Source organism: Bacillus sp. FSL M7-0307 (assembly GCF_038627835.1).
Classification (GTDB): domain Bacteria; phylum Bacillota; class Bacilli; order Bacillales; family Bacillaceae; genus Bacillus; species Bacillus altitudinis.
Genome location: NZ_CP152023.1, coordinates 3,629,172 through 3,648,187 on the forward strand (window position 1 = coordinate 3,629,172; position 19,016 = coordinate 3,648,187).

Sequence of the window (19,016 nt, forward strand, 5' to 3'; positions counted from 1 at the left end):
AAGTTAAATTAACCTGTTTTTACTTCTCGCTTTTGGAAGACGATTAAAGCAACCGCCAAGAAGATGGCCCAATAAATGACTAGGACCGTTAGTGAGAAACCTAGGGACATGCCTTCGATATAAGTAGGTGTTTCTGCGAAATACTGTACAGGATCGTTGGCAAACAATAAGTATTTCGCCCAATCAAAGAAGAACATCAAAATGCTTGTGATGGATGCTCCGACAACATAGGCTAATACACTAATCGCTATGGAAATGGCCTCGCTTCTAAACACCGTTGAGATAGCAAAAGAAAGTGTCCCTAATACAACAAACATAGCACAATGCGCCAAATAATAAGAGACCATATTTGCAAACTGAGACCGTTCAATGACTTCACCATTTTGATAAGCCAAATACACATAATCATTGTTTAGTCCAAAGAATATCGCACCTAAGATAAAGGATAAGATAAATAGGACAGCGATTAGGAAAAGTGAATATAGTTGGACGGTAAAGTATTTAGACAAAAGAACCTTCAACCTGGATGGCGGACGAATCAGTAATAATTTAATTGTACCATGCTTATATTCAGCCGAGACAATTGTGGCTGCAATAATAATCACAAATACACCGACTAGCTGAAGCAAATTAGCATTTGTTTTCACATAAGTCCATGCATTTTTACCGAATTGATCGGCTGGAGGTAAATCATGTTTGATTCGATACTCATTGATCGCTATATCGGTTTCAAGGGATCTCTTATAAAATCTTATATTATCCTCTTTCAATTCTTGCTTCTTTGCTTTATTGATTTCTTGCAACTCAGTTTTCCAATCACCGGATGCTTGATCTCCGTCATTTGTCTTAACAGCAAAAATCAACGTCGCAATCATACCTAAAACAAGAAGCCCAACCATAATCCAAGTACCCACACGATAACTGATTTTCATCCACTCGTTTTGAATGAGGCGAATCATACGTCTGCCTCCTTTTTACCTGTTAAGCTTAAGAACTTATCTTCTAAGGTTTGTTTTTCTACTTTGATTTCGTACAAATGAATAGAAGCCTCGCTCAAATGACGAATCAATTGTGGCATTTTCTCTTCTAGGATGGAGAAGAATAAGTACTGCTCCTCTTCTCTAACTGTGATGCCTTCCTCGAATGCCTCAATGAGCTTTTGGGCTTCTACTAGCTCGCTTGATGCTACTTTCATTCGATAATTGACCAAATCATCCTGCTTCGTCTCCGCACGCTGATCCTCAATCGCAATCAGCTTTCCTTTTTGGATAATGGCGAAACGATCACACATCAATTCCATTTCTGACATGAGATGACTTGAAACAATGACAGCAAGCCCTTCTTCCTTTGCCAGCCTTCTCAAGTAATCTCGTATCATACGAATTCCCTCTGGATCTAGTCCATTGGTCGGCTCATCTAAGATTAGCAGTTTCGGTTTATGTATCAATGCCTGAGCAATCCCCAAACGCTGCTTCATTCCTAATGAAAACGTACGGACACGCTTATGTTTCACATGCTGCAAACTAACTAGTTCTAGCAGTTCATCAATTCGACCTTCATCCACTTTTCCATTCATTCTGGCAAAATGAACAAGGTTTTGTCTTGCCGTTAAATGATTATACATTTCTGGGTTTTCAATAATCGCACCGACATCTTGGATGGCATGCTGATATGAGGCTTGAATACTATGACCATTAATCAGAATGTCACCGGATGTAATGGGAGAAAGACCGACCATCATGCGAATGGTTGTCGTTTTTCCTGCGCCATTCGGCCCTAAGAAGCCAAAGACTTCGCCCGCTTGGACAGAGAAACTCAAGTCTTGAACAATCTTTTTCCCGCGAATATGCCTAGATACATTTTGCAGTTCTAAAACGTTCGTCACGTTACCTCTCCTTCTTTGTCTAAGTATCATCTATCATCTATTTCCTGATAAACACCATGATCCGTCAAAAATAGAAGAACACTTCCATATGGTACAGCAATGCCCAAAAGTTGTGAAGGGGATTAGGCAAAATTTAGAGAATCATCTGCCTTTTTTAAGGTAGGGTTAAGAAAAGCGTGAATTTTTATAAGAAAAGAGGCTTGATTTTTTAAAAAAAGAATCATTTTCAACAGGTACATATGTATGAAATGATGTTTAAGATTATACCTTTCACCTATAAATATCGAAATAAAAAAGAGGCTGATGGTCGACAGCCTCTTTTCATACATTATACTTTCTTCACAAACTCCGATTTTAACTTCATTGCGCCAAAACTAGGAATTTTACAATCAATGTTATGATCGCCTTCGACTAAACGAATCCCTTTGACCTTCGTCCCTATTTTTAAAACCGAAGAAGAACCTTTGACTTTTAAATCTTTAATCACAGTGACCGTGTCACCATCACTTAATAGATTTCCATTCGCATCTTTGACAACAAGCTGTTCCTCTGCCGCTTGTTCTTGTTCTAGCGACCACTCATGCGCACATTCTGGACAAATAAGCATGCTGCCATCCTCGTATGTATAGGTTGAACTGCACGATGGACAATTCGGTAGATTAGACATTTGTGTTTCCTCCAACTTTCTTTTTCATTTAGAACCATTTTACCACATTTCTATAGAAAGAAATGTGATAGAAAAGGAAACATTTTTCATCATTTACTTATCTCTTCCAAATGTCATGACGGCCGCAATATTCCGCGCTGTTCTCTCTACATGCACACTAGCATCATGCATGGCTTCAGCCAGAGTCGTGACGCCAGGGACAATACTAAAAAGTGCATCAATGCCATGATCATGTACGACTGCACTGTCTTTTGAGAGGGACCCAGCGATGCCAATCACAGGGAGTCGATATTGTTTCGCAGCTTTGGCTACACCGATCGGCGTTTTGCCGTAAATGGTCTGCTGATCAATCCGGCCTTCCCCTGTAATGACTAGGTCAGCGTCCTTTAGTACGTCAGCAAAATGTACGGCTTTCAGTACAATATCGATTCCCTTTTGCAGATCAGCCTGTAAAAAGCCTAATAAACTCGCGCCCATTCCTCCTGCCGCTCCTGCACCTGCCGCCTCACCAAAGGAGACATGAAAATGCTGCTTAGCCACTTGTGCAAAATGAGATAAATTCTTGTCCAACAGTTGAACCATTTCTGTATCTGCTCCCTTTTGAGGACCGAACACAGCAGACGCTCCTCTTTCACCCGTTAAAGGATTATCCACATCACACGCCACTTCCAGACGGACTGATCGCAATCTTGGATCCAGTCGAGATAGATCAATAGAAGCTAATTGATTCAGTGATCCACCGCCCGGCGTGAGGTCTTGGCCTGCTTTATCGAGAAAAGAAGCACCTAAACCTTGCATCATGCCAACGCCGCCATCATTTGTTGCGCTTCCGCCAAGCCCAATGATTAAATGCTTCGCTCCTTTATCCAGCGCTGCAAGCATTAATTCTCCTGTCCCTCTAGACGTCGTGAATAAGGGGTTCCGTTTTTCTGGCGGGACAAGATGTAATCCTGATGCTGCTGCCATCTCTATGACAGCTGTCTGACCATCTCCCAACATACCAAAAAAGGCATCCACAGGTTTGCCAAGCGGGCCCGTGACCACTTGCTGGACAATCTTCCCGCCTGTCGCATCCACTAACGATTGAACTGTGCCTTCTCCTCCATCTGCCATTGGGATTTTCATATATTCTGCGTGTGGCAAAATAGAACGAAATCCTCGTTCAATGGCACATGCTGTCTCATAAGCAGATAAACTTTCTTTAAATGAATCTGGTGCGATCACAATCTTCATCCAAAAACCCCTCGTTTCTCATTAAATCCTCAGCCGAACAGCTGGAAAATACCAAAGATAATGGTCGATACAACGGTTAATGTCAAACCAATTAACGATTCAAAGGGCATTAATTTCAACCGTTCTTTTATATCCATTTGAACACTTCCTGCCGTTGCATGGAAAAAGCTTCCGTGCGGCATATGGTCGAGCACAGTTGCGCCAGCGTGAATCATAGCTGCGCCTGAAAGGGCAGATACACCAAGACCAATAAGAGTTCCGCTAAATACACCACTTGCAACTGCCGTCCCTGCAGTTGTCGAAGCTGTGGCAGCCGACATAAAAATTCCAGACGTTGGTGCAAGCAAGTAAGGAGGTAATCCCGAAGCGTCAAGCGCCTGAATAAATACCTCTTTCATGGAAGAATTCGATACAATTCCAGCTAATGTACCTGTCCCTAGTAACATGATCGCTACACCTGACATTTTATGCAGCCCTGACATCGCATAATCATTGAGAAACTTCCCTTTTTTCATGAAAAGAGCGCCAACAATTCCTCCTATTGGTAAGGCAATCATTGGATCAATATTTATTTGAAACAATGGTCTCAAGGCTAACAAGAGAATGGTCACAAGCGGTCCTACAAGCGCTTGTAGAAAACCAGGCACTTGAACCTGGCCTTGGTCAGCTCCCTCTTCCAGAACAGGTGTCCCTTTATTCGCAAGCTTTTTGGCTAATACATATGTGACGGCTATCCCGAAAATAGCCGGTATGACACCTGCCGCCATCAGGGAAGTAAGCGGTACACCAAAGGCATCAGAGGCTGCAATGGCATTCGGATTCGGTGACATGATATTCCCCGCCTTCCCTCCTCCAATCATCGCAAGTAAAATCCCCGTTTTAGAAAGTTTTGCACGCTTGGCAATGGCAAGTGCGATTGGTGCTACTGTAATGACTGCTACATCTACAAAAACACCCACCGTTGTTAAAATCATTGTTGCAAGTGCGAGTGCTAAAAGTGCCCTCGCCTCTCCAAGCTTTTTGACGATGGCCTCCGCAATAGATAGCGCTGCTCCCGACTCAATTAAAACCCCTGCCAGTACACCTGCCGCCATGATTCGAAGGACAGCCGGAATCATGTCCTTTGCGCCTTCCATCATGACGTTCACGGTCTGCACAACATCTACACCGCCAACCAAACCGCCAATAAATGCACCTGCCAGCATGCCATAAGCAGGTGATACTTTTTTTAAAATGAGAACAATAGCGATCACAAGCGCAGTCAATGCGCCCAATGTACTTACTGTCACATCTCCACCCATTCTCCATCCCTCCTGATTGTCTTTTATTAATTGTAAGCGTTTACTCATTGGGATCGAGTTGTGAATCTAAATGAACTTCTTTTATTTATTACTTCATCCAGTTGTGCAAATGCACAATTAAGACAGTTGATGGTCCAATTGTGCTATGTACAGCTCCATCAACTGTTTCACATGACGAGGGTCTTTTCCGGTCAATGCCTGGATTTTATCTAAACGATATCGCAGTGTATTACGGTGAATAAATAGACGATCAACGATTCTTTGTAAATCCCCGCCCTCTTCAATGTAAACCTTTAACGTTTGAACGAGCTCCATTTCTTGTATCAGCGGATGATAAAAATCACTCCACCGTTTGCCCTCTTTGGCGGCTCTCGCTTTTATAAACAAGCTTTCAAGCTGATAAGATTCAAAGACATATATGCTTTCCTCTGGATGGAGCACCTTTCCTAACCGCAGGGCCTCTCTCGCATGCTGAAAGGACAACGGTAATTGACTCATGTCCTCAGCGACAGTTCCTACACCCACTAGCACTTGTCCATCAACTGCACCTGCCATTGTTTGTTGCAGCTGTTCGATCACATGCTTGAATTGATGGTCACATATCGGCTGTCTTAACAGGATCAATTCATGACGGAAGGTCATGCCTAGTAAATCATCCGCATTCTTATCGTATTGAATGGCATGCATCATTTTGTGTACAGTGTCCTCAGACGATGGAATCGGCTGAAAAACAATAGCCATTCGCCGCTTGTCTAAAACCATTCCAAGCCAGTCAGCACGGTGTTTCAGCTGGTGATCACCCATGTCAGACTCGGAGATGAGCTGATTCACAATTTCACTCTCTATTCGCTGCCGCCACTGGAAGCGTTCAAGCAGAAAAGATTGCTCTAATACGAGCTCAGCTGCCATTTTCACCAGCTCGGCATGATGACGAATGTCCTCTGGCTCACCCGTAATCCCAATGACACCAACTACTTGTTCCCGAAAGCAAATAGGCAGATTGATTCCAGGTCTCACGCCTTTTAAGCGGCGGGACGTCTCCTGATCAATCTCCACACTATCTCCGCTTGACAGCACTAAACGTGCTCCATCATGTTTTTGTCCAATCCTTTTTCGTTCACCAGACCCAATAATGACACCATCTGCATTCATGACATTGATGTTTTGATGTAAAATATGCATCGTACGTTCAACCATCTCTTGAGCCAATTCACTGGTTAAAAATTGCATTCAGCATCTCTCCTGAAGGGGTTTTCATTCAATGTATCATAGTGTCATTGCACAATAAATGCAAAGCTTAAAAAAACAGCCGTTGACAAAGATACGCCAAAAAGTGTTTAATCAAATCAAGGGACCGACCGACAGTCTAGTCAAAAGAAAGGATGACTTTATGAGAACCGTTAAACATCCTGAGGAACGCAAAAATGACATCTTGAATGCAGCAGAGAAGCTTTTTTCAACCAAAGGCTATCAGCAAACCACAATTATTGACATCCTCAAAGCCGTTGGCATTGCAAAAGGCACATTCTATTATTACTTTACTTCCAAAGAAGAAGTGATGGATGCAATCATTGACCGGATCATAAAAGCAGATATCATCGAGGCAAAGCGTATTGCCGCTGATCCAGATATCTCAGTGGTTGATAAATTATTTCGCATCATCATGGCACAATCTCCTAAACAGGGCAGCCATAAAGAAGGCATGATCGAACAATTTCATCAGCCTGCTAATGCAGAGATGCATCAAAAAAGCTTGATCAAAGCCATTACAGAGCTATCACCCGTTTTAGCAGAAGTCATTCAGCAAGGGGTAGAAGAAGGGATATTTCAAACGGATTATCCGCAAGAGACGGTCGAATTTCTTCTCGCTTCTGCACAGGTTATCTTTGATGAGGGACTTTTCCAATGGACCACAGCGGAAAGCATACAACGGGCGCTAGCATTTATCGCAATCCTTGAAGCCTCTTTACATGCAGAAAAGGGAAGTTTCTCCTTCCTTCTCCAACGTTTAACTGGAGAACCGGAAGACAATAATCAGTGATTGGTCACTTCAATACCAATCCTGCATACATTATAGACTGACGGTCGGTCTAAAAGGAGAGTGATTTTCATGTCGTTATCAGCCAAAAATGGCTCCACCCATTTTATTTATCTCGTTCTCGGGCAAATTATTTCCGTTTTCGGGTCTTCCTTGATTCGTTTTGTTCTATCTTTACACGTCTTGGATATGACACATCGTGTTGATTTATATGCTCTGCTTTTCGCTTTATCCAATATCCCGCTCCTCCTTTCGCCATTAGCAGGAGCAATGGCTGACCGGTTTAACAGAAGAAATTTGATGATTTTATTTGATGTTCTTACTGGCATTATGATTCTGGCTTTTTATTTCTGGTTATTTTCAGGTCATGATTCACTTTATATGATTGGAGCCGTCATGATTCTCCTTGGTGTCATGAGTACGTTTTATGCTCCTGCTGTGATGTCCAGTATTCCTCAGCTAGTGAAAGAAGAAAAATTAGAACAAGCGAATGGCATCGTGAATGGCGTGCAGGCCCTTTCAGGTGTTGTCGCTCCTATCATTGGCGGCGTTTTATACGGACTCATTGGGAGCCAGGTCATCATAGGCGCTAGCAGCATTGTATTTTTTCTATCAGCGTGCATGCTTTTACGGTTAAATATCTCTTTCTCACCTAGCCCACTCGCAGAACCGATGACCAAAGTACTCTTGAAAGATATGAAACAAGGATTTTCCTATATCGGAAGCCAGCCATTTTTAAAAAGAGCCATGCTGCTTGCAGCGTTGCTAAATTTCATCCTCACACCATTTTTTATCGTTGGAGGTCCCATTATTTTAAGGGTCACAATGAAAAGCAGTGACATCATGTATGGAATAGGAATGGGCATCATTGAGTTTGCCGTCATCGCAGGCGCCCTGCTAGTTGGGCTTGTAGCGAAACATTGGCGCATTCCTACTTTGTATCGCTGGCTGCTCGTCATCGCAGTCATTTTGCTACCTGTTGCTTTTTCAACATCCAAGGTGGCTCTTCAATTTGGGACATTTCCAGCCTATTTTCTCTTTTTAGCAGGGTGTCTCCCAATTGCCATGCTGCTCACCATGATTTCGATCGTTGTCATCTCACATGTGCAAAAGAAAACACCCAATGCTCAATTAGGAAAAGTCATGGCCAATCTGACAATGGTCTCTCAATGTGCTGCACCGCTCGGTCAAATGATGTACGGGTTCTTGTTCAACACTTTTTCCGCCAGCATGTATGTGACCGTGTTAATCGTCAGTGCCTTGATGTTTGCACTTGCCTTCCTTACAAAAAATATGCTTCGACATGAAGGAGAATCAGCCTCATGAGATTGACGTTTATCAAGAAAGACCTAACCCGCCACCGTCTCATTTCAATCGGCTTAACCCTTTGCATCATGATGACATCATTTTTAGCAACAAGCGCTGCGCAAATGACAGTCCAGTTGAATGGTTCCATTTCTGATTTACTCCAATCAGCCAAAGCACCAGACTTTGTCCAAATGCACGATGGGAGCTTAGATGAAAAAGCGGTCGATACATTTTCAAGTAAACAGTCGATGGTGAAGGCACATCAAATTGTTCCAATGATTCCGATCGAACATGTCAGCATCAAGTTCGGGCAGGAGCCTGCTCAAGCGGGTGTGATGGATCATTTATTTGTAAAGCAAAATCGCTATTTTGATTTCCTTTTAAACGAACGAAATGAAAAGCTCACTGTAAATAAAGGAGAAGTAGCAGTCCCTATTTATTTTCAACAAAAATACCACTTAAAGATTGGCGAAAGGTTACTCATTACAAAAGGCTCTCATCAATTCTCTTTTCAAATCAAAACGTTCTTACGAGATGCCCAAATGAATCCAAGTCTTGTCAGTTCAAAGAGATTTCTTCTGCATGATGCGGACTGGGCGGCACTGAATCAAGTGTTTCAAAAAAAGGAGTACTTAATTGAATTTTTATTGCATGATGCTGGTCAAGCAGATGTTTTTCAATCACTCTATCAATCATCTGAGCTGCCACAACAGGGGCCTGCTGTCACATTACCCCTGCTTCGCATGCTGAATGCCCTAACAGATGGTATGGTGATCGCCATTCTCCTTCTTGTCTGCTTTCTGCTCATTAGCATTTCTCTCCTCTCTCTTCGTCTCGCTATGACCGCCGCTATAGAAGAGGATGAACGTGAAATTGGAATCTTAAAAGTACTAGGAATCCCTTTATCAAAAATCAAACAATTATACGTTGGGAAATATGCTGTGCTTGCCTGTATAGGGTGTATAGCAGGATATTTAATGACGCTCATGTTTGGTGATTTGTTTACAGCCAATATTCAGCAATATATGGGGAATCGCCTCTCTTTTATTCATCAGGTGATCCCGCTTTTGGTGTCAATTTTGACGGCAATGATCGTCATCTCATTCAGCTATGCTGTCCTAAGGAGATTTGGACAAATATCAGCCGCTCAAGCCATTCAAGGTGGCATAAGCTCACCAAGCCATAAAAAACAAATTCCTATGCACCTCCAGAAAAACAGATTCCTCCCAGTGAATTTTTGGTTTGGTTTGAAAGATCTGTTCTCGCGAATAAAGATGTATTCAACAATTACTTGTATTATCGCGCTTTGTACATTTTTAATGTTGATGCCGATTCAGTTATGGTACACATTACAATCACCAGATTTCATCACATATCTTGGCTCTGGAAAAAGTGACCTTCGAATTGATATTCGGCAGGGAAATCATTTAGAGAAAAGTACAAATAAAATAGAGTCTATGATTAGCGAAGACCAAGACATTCAAACATCTGCCGTCTATGAAACAACTTCTCTACAAGCCAAAACAATGGAGAATACATTAGAAACGCTCTATTTAGAAACAGGTGATCTATCAGCATTCCCTCTCACCTATTTACAAGGAAGGGAACCGTTGAAGGAGGAAGAGATTGCTTTATCGGTGTTGAGTGCTGACTCACTTCAGAAAAAGATAGGCGAAAAAGTCACTCTCGCCACAAATGGACAGCAAGTTCAAAAAATGGTTACCGGCATTTATCAAGACGTCACCAACGGAGGGAAAACTGCTAAAGCATTATCTCAGCCTTTTCCTCAATCATCCCTTTGGAAAACCGTTCAAATACAATTAAAACAAGGAATAGATATGGCAGGAAAAAAAGCAGCACTTGAAACAAATATGTCTCCTGCAAAAGTGACAGATATGAAAGAATATGTGCATCAAACAATAGGAAGCACCGCATCTCTAGTAAAAGTGATTGCATTATTTTCAACCATCGCAGCTTTTGGAACAGCCAGCCTCATGTTAATGATGTTTCTGCACATGTTAAGGGCGAAAGATTTAAATCGTACTCACTTGTTAAGGACGATTGGTTTTTCTCAAAAAGATTTAACCTATCAATACTTAACAAGTTTTATCGTCGTTCTCTCTATTGGTGCCTTCATTGGAGCAATCGCTGTTCATACTATTGGTCCGGCGTTGATGAGTGCAGGCGGCGCATCATTAGGAGCATCCAGCCTTCAGTGGTTAGCCCCGAAATGGGTTTGGATCGTGTATCCTCTCCTGATGTTTATGGTGAATTTAACTGTCATCTCGTGGTTATTGAAGTCCTTTTTTTCTAGTAAAATCAGCCGTCATACACTTTCATAAGGAGATGTTTCACATGGAACAATTAATTGAAGCGAAACAATTGTCTTTACAAATTGATTCATTAAAAGGACAAAAACAGACCATTCTTAGAAATATTCACTTATCAATTAAACGTGGAGAATTTGTCACCATTATGGGACCTTCAGGGTGTGGAAAAACCTCTTTGCTTTATCAACTTAGCGGTATAGAGACATCCTCCAGAGGGGAAATCAAATATAAAGGTCAACTGCTATCAGAAATGACAGACAAACAGTTAACAGCTTTGCGCTTATCAGAGATGGGATTCGTCTTTCAACACAGCCACTTACTAAAAAACCTCAATCTATTTGATAACATAATTGCTGCAGCTTACTTAGCGAAGAAAATGCCGAGAAAAGAAGTCAATGAACGAGCAAAATATCTAATGGAGAAACTTGATATTGATCATTTAGCTGATAGATATTTATCAGAAGTATCAGGAGGACAGCTCCAAAGAGCCTCTATCTGTCGAGCTCTTATGAATGAACCAAACATTCTTTTTGCCGATGAGCCCACAGGTGCTCTTAATTCAAGCACCACAAAGGAAGTCATGGATATTTTTTCACAAATCAATTCTGAAGGAACAACTTTGCTTCTCGTCACCCATGATCCAAAAGTGGCCCTTTGCTCTGAAAGAATTTTGTTTATGAATGATGGTGAAATTTCGGCTCATTTAAATTTAGGAAAATACGATCGCTTCACCGCTGAGAAACGAGAGGCCTTGTTAAACAAGTGGTTACAAAACTTAGGGTTTTAATTGGTGTAAAACAGGCAGAAAGCTGCCTGTTTTATTTTTTCTTACACTCAAAGGAGTAATCCATAGTCAAACTATTTGTTTCTAGTATGATTTTGCCGTCTTCTTGTTGACAAGATTCTGTCAGCAACTCAATTTCTTTGCTATAAAAGTATCTCTTTGAGATATAAAGAGTGACTAAAACAAGTAAAAGCGTCGTAATCACAATTGTCATTTGCCAGTTTAACATTTGAAATCTTTTTTTCATTTCAACATCCTTTCTGAAAGGTCAACACTTGTCTCGGATTTTCACCTTTCTCAGTAACTACCAGTTTCTTTCCCAAAATCATCTAGCAACATCATAACTGATTTCCCCTTCTAGATCGACCTTTCATTGTTCTTCTCTCATAGCTAAAATAGATTTATTTCATATATTCGGATGGTATTTTCGACCATAAATTTAAAACTAATAGTATCTATCACGTTTTTAGACTTCCAAAAAAAGATTTTAGTCATTTGAATAAACAATCAATCATCGTTACAATATCGTACATCTCATGACATAAGGTCCTTTTTATTACCTCCTGTCAATCACCTCTCTGAAACGATTATATTTTACCAAAAATTGTGATATCGTTTTTTATTGAAACAGGCGAAAGGATGTTAAAGAGGTGAAATTTCCATGACGATCATTTCAGCTGAACAGGTGGGGAACCGTTTAAATGATTGGCGAATTGCCATTCGTAAGCATGATGTACACAATGCAAAGACAATCTACACAGAATTAAAGGAATTACTTCAAGAGATGGAAGAGAATCAGGAGGTCTTGACCTACTATTCATTGCTAGAAGGCAAGTTTAAGCTCATGTTATATGAACGAAGGGGTAAAAAACTGAATGAACCGACAGTGCTAGAATACCCTTCTAAAACAAACGACTTAATTGAATACTATTTTTACCTATATAAAGCCCTTTACGCTTCATATAACAGAGATTATGCATCAGCCATCGGACTGTTTAAAATTGCTGAGAAAAAACTACAAAACATTCCTGATGAAATAGAAGTAGCAGAATTCCATACGAAGGTCGCAAACCTATATATGATGCTTCGCCAAAGCCTGATTTCACTTCATTATATTCAGAATGCCATCGATATTTTCAAAGGTCATGATGGCTATGAAAGAAGACTGGCAGCAGCTTTTGTGATCGCAGCCACCAACTTCATGGATATTAGCGATTTCAAAAGAGCTGAGAATTACTACACAAAAGCATTACACATCTCAAATCAATTAAACGATCATTTTCTAGCATCACAGCTTTATCACAATATCAGTATTCTATATGCCGAAGCTGGAGAATCAAAAAAATGTATTGATGCCCTAGAAAAGGCTCTTAGTGATGATAACTACCTTTCATCTTGTTATTTCGAACACTCCATGTTTATGTTACTAAAAGAGCTGCTCTCCATTGATGAAAAGTCGCAAGCTCTCTATTATTTTGAATTAGTCAAACAAAAACAAGAAATAGACAGAAACCCCATCTATACAGCAAAAATGAATTTTCTCTATCACCTATATTTCACTGAAGACATATCCAAAAAAGCTCAAACCTGTTTCGATGACATCAGTATTCTGAAAGAATTAAAGGATGTTGAAGGTGCCCGTGAATTAAGTGCACTAGCTGCCAAACACTTTGAAGAGCTGGGTTCAATTCACCAAGCATATCTCTTTTTGAAGGATGCCTATCAATTGGAACACACTACACTTAACTGGAGGAATTATGATGAAAAAAGTGAGTTTACTCATTTTCGCTTTAGCCATCGTTGTTTTCGGACAAACGGTGTCTTACAATTCGTTAAATGATACAAATCTTAGCCCAACAGAACGACCTATCGGAACATAAACCGATACAATACAAATAACCACTTGCCTCATTACAAGGCAAGTGGTCCACATTTATTTTAGTTCTTGATAAGAAATGAGGCGGTGAATATGTACCGCCAGATACGTAAGTTCGTCATTTGGAATAACAATACTGTGCACCTGTTTAATATAATCTTTGATTTTGAAAGCCACATCCATCGCTTGAGGATACAAGTGTGCAATTTGTTCAAACAACTCATTTTCTTGATCTGATAATAATTTATTTGCGTAAAATCTTTCAACAAAGAATTTCACATGTGTAATAAATCGGCTGTAATGAATATTCTCTTGATCCATTTTCATATTCAACGTATAGCGGACGAGATTCACAATACTTCCGATCATCTTGGCATACTTCATGCCATCTTTGGAATCGGACTCTTCACCTAACGCATTAATTAAATGGAAGGCGATATTGGCCGCTTCTTCCTTTGGTAATTGTATGCCCAATGTATTGTTGACTAACTCAAGCGCATAATTACCTACTTCAAATTCTTCGGTATAGTAGTTTTTGATTTCCCAGTATACTCGATTTGTAATATTAATATTCTTCTTGTGCCGTTCTACTGCAAAATTCAAATGGTCCATCAAGGTAAAATAGACACCAGAATTCAGACTTGAGTTTAAGCGTTTTTCAGCATATTGAACAATATGCTGAGTTAAATCGATAAACTCTTGTGGCATTGAATCTAATAGTTGGAGAAATTCCTTCGCTCTCATGTTATCGACAGACATAAACACTTGATCTGCCTTCTTTTCTTCAATCATTTGACCTGGTTTTTGTCCATAACCAATCCCCCGGCCGAATAGAACCATCTCCTGTTGGTTCTGATCTTCAGCCAGAACCACACTCGAGTTTAAAACTTTTTTGATTTTAAACATCGTCATCACCTGTTTTCATGATTGTGGTTTTTCAATCAAGCGATTCACCATTTGTTTCAATGACCTTTTTGTACCAATAAAATGAGTCTTTACGAGAACGTTTTAATGTACCGTTTCCATCGTCATCTTGATCTACATGAATAAACCCGTATCGTTTTGACATCTGTGATGTACCTGCACTAATAATATCAATTGAGCCCCAGCTCGTATATCCGAAGAGGTCAACGCCTTCTTCCACCGCTTCTCTCATTTGGCGGAAATGCTCTTTGAAATAGTTAATACGATAATCATCGTGAATTGATCCATCACTTTCAACAACATCTTTTGCACCCATGCCGTTTTCTACAATGATCAGTGGTTTTTGATAACGATCATATAATTCTATTAAAGAAATTTTCAGACCAACCGGATCAATTTGCCATCCCCAATCAGTAGATGGAAGGTAAGGATTTTTAACTCCACGGATGGTATTTCCATCCGTTTTTTCTAATCCTTCATCAGCTGATTCAGTTAAAGACATATAGTAGCTGAACGAGATAAAATCTACTGTATTTTCTTTTAAAATAGAAAGATCATCTGATTCCATTTGGATATGAATGTTTTTTCTCTCAAGCATGCGCTTGATAAGCGGCGGGTATTCACCAAATACCTGAACATCTGCATAGAAATAGTTTTCTAAGTTTTGTTTCAATGCCCGCTCCACATCATTCGGATGACAAGTGTGCGGATACGTTGTTAATTTTGTCAGCATACACCCTACTTGACTGCCTGGTATGATGCGATGACAATCTGCTGTTACGAGTGCAGAGGCAATGAATTGATGATGGAGTGCTTGATAAACCGTCTCTTCCTCTTTCCCTTCTGGGCAGCGATCAGGAATAATTCCTGCTGTAATAAAAGAGTGGCGGTGAATACTATCTATTTCATTAAAGGTCAGCCAATATTTCACATCATGTTTATAGCGTTCAAAACATACATTGGCAAACTTAACAAAGAGATCAACGACTTTTCTTTCAACCCAGCCATTATATTTCACGCTCAGTGCTAACGGCATTTCATAGTGTGACAACGTCACAATCGGTTCTATGTTGTGTTTTTTCATTTCTGCAAATAAACGATCGTAAAATTGGAGTCCTTTTTCATTTGGTTCGTTCTCTTCTCCAGTTGGGAAGATACGGCTCCATGCAATAGAGATGCGAAGAGTTTTAAAACCCATTTCAGCAAATAGAGCCAAATCCTCTTTATAGTGATGATAGAAATCAACACCTCTGCGTTTTGGATACTTTTTATCATCTGGGTCTTTCATCGCTCGATCTATATTTTCAGAAGTAACAGCTAGATGCCCTTCATAATCTTCTACACTCAAATTAGACCTGTACATCGCAATATCAGCAACAGATGGGCCCTTTCCATCTACATTCCAAGCGCCTTCTGCTTGGTTGGCGGCAATGGCGCCGCCCCATAAAAATCCTTTTGGAAAACCTTTTATTGTCGTCATATGTTTAGCCTCCTAATTGGGTGATAACCATCAATGTATCTTGGCGATTGACCTCTTGTAATGGCTGTACCTTAATATCATATTGATCTGTATTCGTGATGACAGCAAGCGTAACTGGATCGTATCCTGCTTCCATGATTTTTTCTACATCAAATTCAATGAGTAAATCCCCTGCTTGTACACGATCTCCTGCCTGCACTTTTGGATAAAAATACTGTCCTTCCAACTGTACAGTATCAATGCCAATATGGAATAATACTTCAACCCCTTTGTCCGTTTTCATACCAAGTGCATGGTTTGTTTCGAACAGCAAGGTGACCTCACCATCTACTGGTGCATATAACGCTCCTTCTGAAGGAACAATGGCAATTCCGTCTCCCATGACCTTTGAAGAGAAAATATCATCTTTTACTTCAGATAGAGAGATCATTTGACCAATCACAGGGCTTTTGAAAGTTTCCCCTGCTCCAATTTGTTCAGCAAATGCTTCTTGATCATTTGTCTTTTCTTCTACTTTTTTATCCTTACCTAATACAAAAGCAGCGATAAAAGCAACAACGAAGGAAATGACAGCTCCAATGACAGCAAACATTAGATTTCGTGGAAGCTCATCTGATATAAACATCGACATACTTGCTAATCCAGGACCAACTAGTACAAAGGCTTGTATACCAACTAATCCAATGAAGATCCCGCCAACAAACGAACCAATCATGACACTTCCAAGTACGCGTTTATTTTGAAGTGTCACACCATACAAAGCAGGCTCTGTGATGCCAAAAAATGCTGAAATTCCTGCCGAAATGGCTGTTGATCTGAGTACCTTGTCTTTCGTGCGTAGTGCCACTGCGAAACAAGCTCCACTTTCCGCAATATTATGCGCAAGGGATGCTGGTAAATAAAGTGCTTCTTTCCCGAGGTTCCCCATCGTTGTCACTGCATAAGGGACCATTGCTTTGTGCATGCCTGATGCAACCATAAACGGGAGTACCGCTGCTAAAATTGCGACAGCTACCCAGCCTACTGTATTAAACATCGCAAGAATAACGGATGAAAACCCTTGTCCTGCTGTAAAACCAAGTGGTCCTAATAGCAGTAACGTAACTGGTACAGTAATGACTAATGACATCATTGGGACAAAGAAAATCCGAATTGGTTTTGGTGAAAATCGTGTGAAGAATTTTTCCATTTGAGCGTAAAGCAATACAGAAAGGATTGCGGGAAACACTTGATACGCATAAGCTATATTTTTCACGTCGAATGACATTAATTGCGCACCTTCAGTAAGCATGGCTGTCATGTTCGGAAGAAGGAGTGCACCCACTGCTGATAATGCGACCAGTGGGTTTACCTTTAGTTTATTTGCCGTTGTGACAGCGACTAGTAATGGCAGGAAGTATAGTGGTGCGTCACCCACCATGTTCAGTATTTGATAGGTTTGGCCTTTTGCATCCACCCAGCCTAATAAAGAGAAAAGGAGAAGAAATGATTTTAAAATCCCTCCGCCTGCGATAGCCGGAACAAGCGGCTGGAAGACACCCACAATGAAATCTAATAGAACTGTGCCTGCTTTTCTTTTTTCTTTTGGCTGATTGGATGGCACGCCTTGCCCAGACGAGCTGCCGCCCATTAAATTTGTTACCTGTTGATACACTTCAATCACGTCATTCCCAATGACCACTTGGCATTGTCCTGACATTCTAACTGCTATGACACCTGGTGTTTTTTCTAATGCTGGTACATCTGCTTTTTTCTGATCAATTAGTGTGAAGCGAAGTCTTGTTGAGCAGTGCTCAAGGTGCGCAATATTTTCTTTACCACCTACATGCTGCAAAACATCTTTGGCGACTTGTGTGTAATCCATTTTTTCTCCTCCTTTTCTCATACATGGGACCTATATTTCGGCAATAAAAAAAGGACCTAAAACGACAAATTAAAGAAATTCATCGTTTTTAGATCCTGCCTGCATGACCAGTCACATGTCTAATTTATTTATATTGGATTTGTTTTTAGTATATATTGATTATATGAAAGCGTCAACATTTATTTTTCTAAAAATAATTAAGGTCTATATACCTAAAATACTTTTCTCTATTTACTTAAAGCAACTCTTTTGTTCCTTCTATCATCAATCAACAAAATGTTTCTCCATAAAAAACCAGATAAGTTGATTCACTCATCTGGTTTAAGGTCACCTATTTTCTCTTTTCTTCTGCTTTCTTTTTAAATGCTTTCGCTTGTTTTTCATATTCCTTTTTCGTGACCGCTTTTAACTCTACTGAATCGCCTGTCATGATATATGGTCTAGGGAGTTTTTTAAATTCCTGATACGTGAAAGCTTTTATCTCTATAGTACCGTTAGTCTTTTTAATTGGCAGTTTGATTGATTTTGCATCTCGATCAGTCGAACCTATAATGACACCTCGTTCAATTATAGGATCATAGCTCATGTCTAAATAGTCTCCACCATCAGTTTCGCCCCCGACCTCTAATTTCATTTCTTTATAGGGCTTACACCCTTCTTCAGAAACAGTTGTTATTAGAAAAGAGCCGAGCCATCCATTCTCAATATGCATGCTTTCCACTTGTAAAAATAGTTGTTTGTCCTCTGCCGTATATAGAAAACCATATACCTTCGCCACTTTATCCCTGAAGTGTCTCATATTGTCATAAAATCTAGTTTCTGATGTATCAACTAGATGTTGATGTCGATCTTGAATTTTTTTGTGATACGAATCTAGCTTTTTTCGATTGATTGCTTTATATATCCTGCTTTTCTTATCACCTTGTTTTTTTACAGATAGGTCTTTCCCAGACATTTGAACTTCGTATATGATTGTTTCTTTGCCTTGTTTGACTCGAAATTCATAACCGTTTTCCTTTGAACTCCCGGACACTACATATTGTTTTTTATATATTTTGGGATCCCACCATATTTCTTCTATATACTTTTCATTCAAATGCCCCGTTACTTTGCCTTTATTCTCAGATATCTCAAACCAGCTCATTTTATCCTTCGTTTTATAAACAAATGCATAGGCATGATTCAATGAATTCTTTTGTGCGATTGCTTGATATGCTGTCCAGCCGCCTCCACCTAAGACGAGTACTGCCAGGATAGACACGACCCACATTTTCAATTTACTCATAGGTACCTCCACTAATATATGATTTAAAAAATCTTCATGAT

At 40.2% G+C, this 19,016-nt stretch carries 15 protein-coding genes; 5 read left to right on the plus strand and 10 right to left on the minus strand.

Annotation, left to right across the window (positions count from 1 at the left end; translation table 11 throughout):
* Nucleotides 1-8: 8 nt before the first annotated feature.
* The 6 genes from MHI41_RS18565 to MHI41_RS18590 form a co-directional block, all read right to left on the minus strand.
* Nucleotides 9-959 (minus strand): ABC transporter permease subunit, encoded by a 951-nt coding sequence (locus MHI41_RS18565; RefSeq protein WP_008347358.1) that lies wholly within the window; start codon nucleotides 957-959, stop codon nucleotides 9-11.
* Nucleotides 956-1,885, minus strand: a complete 930-nt coding sequence (locus MHI41_RS18570; protein ID WP_242731319.1) for an ABC transporter ATP-binding protein — start codon at nucleotides 1,883-1,885, stop codon at nucleotides 956-958. The genes MHI41_RS18565 and MHI41_RS18570 overlap by 4 nt, the downstream gene beginning before the upstream one ends.
* A gap of 328 nt (nucleotides 1,886-2,213) precedes the next feature.
* Nucleotides 2,214-2,552, minus strand: a complete 339-nt coding sequence (locus tag MHI41_RS18575) for a zinc ribbon domain-containing protein YjdM (RefSeq protein ID WP_017359922.1) — start codon at nucleotides 2,550-2,552, stop codon at nucleotides 2,214-2,216.
* Nucleotides 2,553-2,645: 93 nt separating this feature from the next.
* The gene (locus tag MHI41_RS18580) at nucleotides 2,646-3,785 is read right to left on the minus strand and encodes a glycerate kinase (protein ID WP_116306539.1); all 1,140 of its coding nucleotides are present in this window, start codon (nucleotides 3,783-3,785) and stop codon (nucleotides 2,646-2,648) included.
* A 29-nt stretch (nucleotides 3,786-3,814) separates the two neighbouring features.
* The gene (locus tag MHI41_RS18585; RefSeq protein WP_076821426.1) at nucleotides 3,815-5,086 is read right to left on the minus strand and encodes a GntP family permease; all 1,272 of its coding nucleotides are present in this window, start codon (nucleotides 5,084-5,086) and stop codon (nucleotides 3,815-3,817) included.
* A gap of 117 nt (nucleotides 5,087-5,203) precedes the next feature.
* Nucleotides 5,204-6,316, minus strand: coding sequence for a sugar diacid recognition domain-containing protein (locus MHI41_RS18590; protein ID WP_243824735.1), 1,113 nt, complete (start codon nucleotides 6,314-6,316; stop codon nucleotides 5,204-5,206).
* 160 nt (nucleotides 6,317-6,476) lie between these two features.
* Between MHI41_RS18590 and MHI41_RS18595 the strand changes: the two genes are divergently transcribed.
* The 5 genes from MHI41_RS18595 to MHI41_RS18615 all read left to right on the plus strand — a co-directional run bounded on the left by MHI41_RS18595 (nucleotide 6,477) and on the right by MHI41_RS18615 (nucleotide 13,386).
* Nucleotides 6,477-7,127 (plus strand): TetR/AcrR family transcriptional regulator, encoded by a 651-nt coding sequence (locus tag MHI41_RS18595; protein WP_008347371.1) that lies wholly within the window; start codon nucleotides 6,477-6,479, stop codon nucleotides 7,125-7,127.
* Nucleotides 7,128-7,196: 69 nt separating this feature from the next.
* Nucleotides 7,197-8,450: an MFS transporter gene (locus MHI41_RS18600; RefSeq protein WP_099496975.1), complete on the plus strand. Its 1,254-nt coding sequence runs from the start codon at nucleotides 7,197-7,199 to the stop codon at nucleotides 8,448-8,450.
* Nucleotides 8,447-10,774, plus strand: a complete 2,328-nt coding sequence (locus tag MHI41_RS18605; RefSeq protein WP_342494397.1) for an ABC transporter permease — start codon at nucleotides 8,447-8,449, stop codon at nucleotides 10,772-10,774. Before MHI41_RS18600 ends, MHI41_RS18605 begins: the two co-directional genes overlap by 4 nt.
* A 13-nt stretch (nucleotides 10,775-10,787) precedes the next feature.
* The gene (locus tag MHI41_RS18610) at nucleotides 10,788-11,549 is read left to right on the plus strand and encodes an ABC transporter ATP-binding protein (protein WP_017359928.1); all 762 of its coding nucleotides are present in this window, start codon (nucleotides 10,788-10,790) and stop codon (nucleotides 11,547-11,549) included.
* A 658-nt stretch (nucleotides 11,550-12,207) separates the two neighbouring features.
* Nucleotides 12,208-13,386: a tetratricopeptide repeat protein gene (locus MHI41_RS18615; protein ID WP_342494398.1), complete on the plus strand. Its 1,179-nt coding sequence runs from the start codon at nucleotides 12,208-12,210 to the stop codon at nucleotides 13,384-13,386.
* 93 nt (nucleotides 13,387-13,479) lie between these two features.
* Here MHI41_RS18615 and MHI41_RS18620 read toward each other — a convergent pair whose 3' ends face one another.
* The 4 genes from MHI41_RS18620 to MHI41_RS18635 all read right to left on the minus strand — a co-directional run bounded on the left by MHI41_RS18620 (nucleotide 13,480) and on the right by MHI41_RS18635 (nucleotide 18,975).
* Nucleotides 13,480-14,328, minus strand: coding sequence for a PRD domain-containing protein (locus MHI41_RS18620; RefSeq protein ID WP_008347382.1), 849 nt, complete (start codon nucleotides 14,326-14,328; stop codon nucleotides 13,480-13,482).
* Nucleotides 14,329-14,359: 31 nt separating this feature from the next.
* Nucleotides 14,360-15,826 (minus strand): glycoside hydrolase family 1 protein, encoded by a 1,467-nt coding sequence (locus MHI41_RS18625; RefSeq protein WP_008347383.1) that lies wholly within the window; start codon nucleotides 15,824-15,826, stop codon nucleotides 14,360-14,362.
* Nucleotides 15,827-15,830: 4 nt separating this feature from the next.
* Nucleotides 15,831-17,690, minus strand: coding sequence for a beta-glucoside-specific PTS transporter subunit IIABC (locus MHI41_RS18630; protein WP_039164904.1), 1,860 nt, complete (start codon nucleotides 17,688-17,690; stop codon nucleotides 15,831-15,833).
* 331 nt (nucleotides 17,691-18,021) lie between these two features.
* Complete coding sequence (locus MHI41_RS18635; protein WP_342494399.1) at nucleotides 18,022-18,975, minus strand: hypothetical protein; 954 nt, start codon at nucleotides 18,973-18,975, stop codon at nucleotides 18,022-18,024.
* Nucleotides 18,976-19,016: the final 41 nt, after the last annotated feature.

Coding starts and splice junctions, on each gene's coding strand:
- MHI41_RS18565 (WP_008347358.1), bottom strand. CDS start 959: ATGATTCGCCTCATTCAAAACGAGTGGATGAAAATCAGTTATCGTGTG.
- MHI41_RS18575 (WP_017359922.1), bottom strand. CDS start 2,552: ATGTCTAATCTACCGAATTGTCCATCGTGCAGTTCAACCTATACATAC.
- MHI41_RS18580 (WP_116306539.1), bottom strand. CDS start 3,785: ATGAAGATTGTGATCGCACCAGATTCATTTAAAGAAAGTTTATCTGCT.
- MHI41_RS18585 (WP_076821426.1), bottom strand. CDS start 5,086: ATGGGTGGAGATGTGACAGTAAGTACATTGGGCGCATTGACTGCGCTT.
- MHI41_RS18590 (WP_243824735.1), bottom strand. CDS start 6,316: ATGCAATTTTTAACCAGTGAATTGGCTCAAGAGATGGTTGAACGTACG.
- MHI41_RS18595 (WP_008347371.1), top strand. CDS start 6,477: ATGAGAACCGTTAAACATCCTGAGGAACGCAAAAATGACATCTTGAAT.
- MHI41_RS18600 (WP_099496975.1), top strand. CDS start 7,197: ATGTCGTTATCAGCCAAAAATGGCTCCACCCATTTTATTTATCTCGTT.
- MHI41_RS18605 (WP_342494397.1), top strand. CDS start 8,447: ATGAGATTGACGTTTATCAAGAAAGACCTAACCCGCCACCGTCTCATT.
- MHI41_RS18610 (WP_017359928.1), top strand. CDS start 10,788: ATGGAACAATTAATTGAAGCGAAACAATTGTCTTTACAAATTGATTCA.
- MHI41_RS18615 (WP_342494398.1), top strand. CDS start 12,208: ATGACGATCATTTCAGCTGAACAGGTGGGGAACCGTTTAAATGATTGG.
- MHI41_RS18620 (WP_008347382.1), bottom strand. CDS start 14,328: ATGTTTAAAATCAAAAAAGTTTTAAACTCGAGTGTGGTTCTGGCTGAA.
- MHI41_RS18625 (WP_008347383.1), bottom strand. CDS start 15,826: ATGACGACAATAAAAGGTTTTCCAAAAGGATTTTTATGGGGCGGCGCC.
- MHI41_RS18630 (WP_039164904.1), bottom strand. CDS start 17,690: ATGGATTACACACAAGTCGCCAAAGATGTTTTGCAGCATGTAGGTGGT.
- MHI41_RS18635 (WP_342494399.1), bottom strand. CDS start 18,975: ATGAGTAAATTGAAAATGTGGGTCGTGTCTATCCTGGCAGTACTCGTC.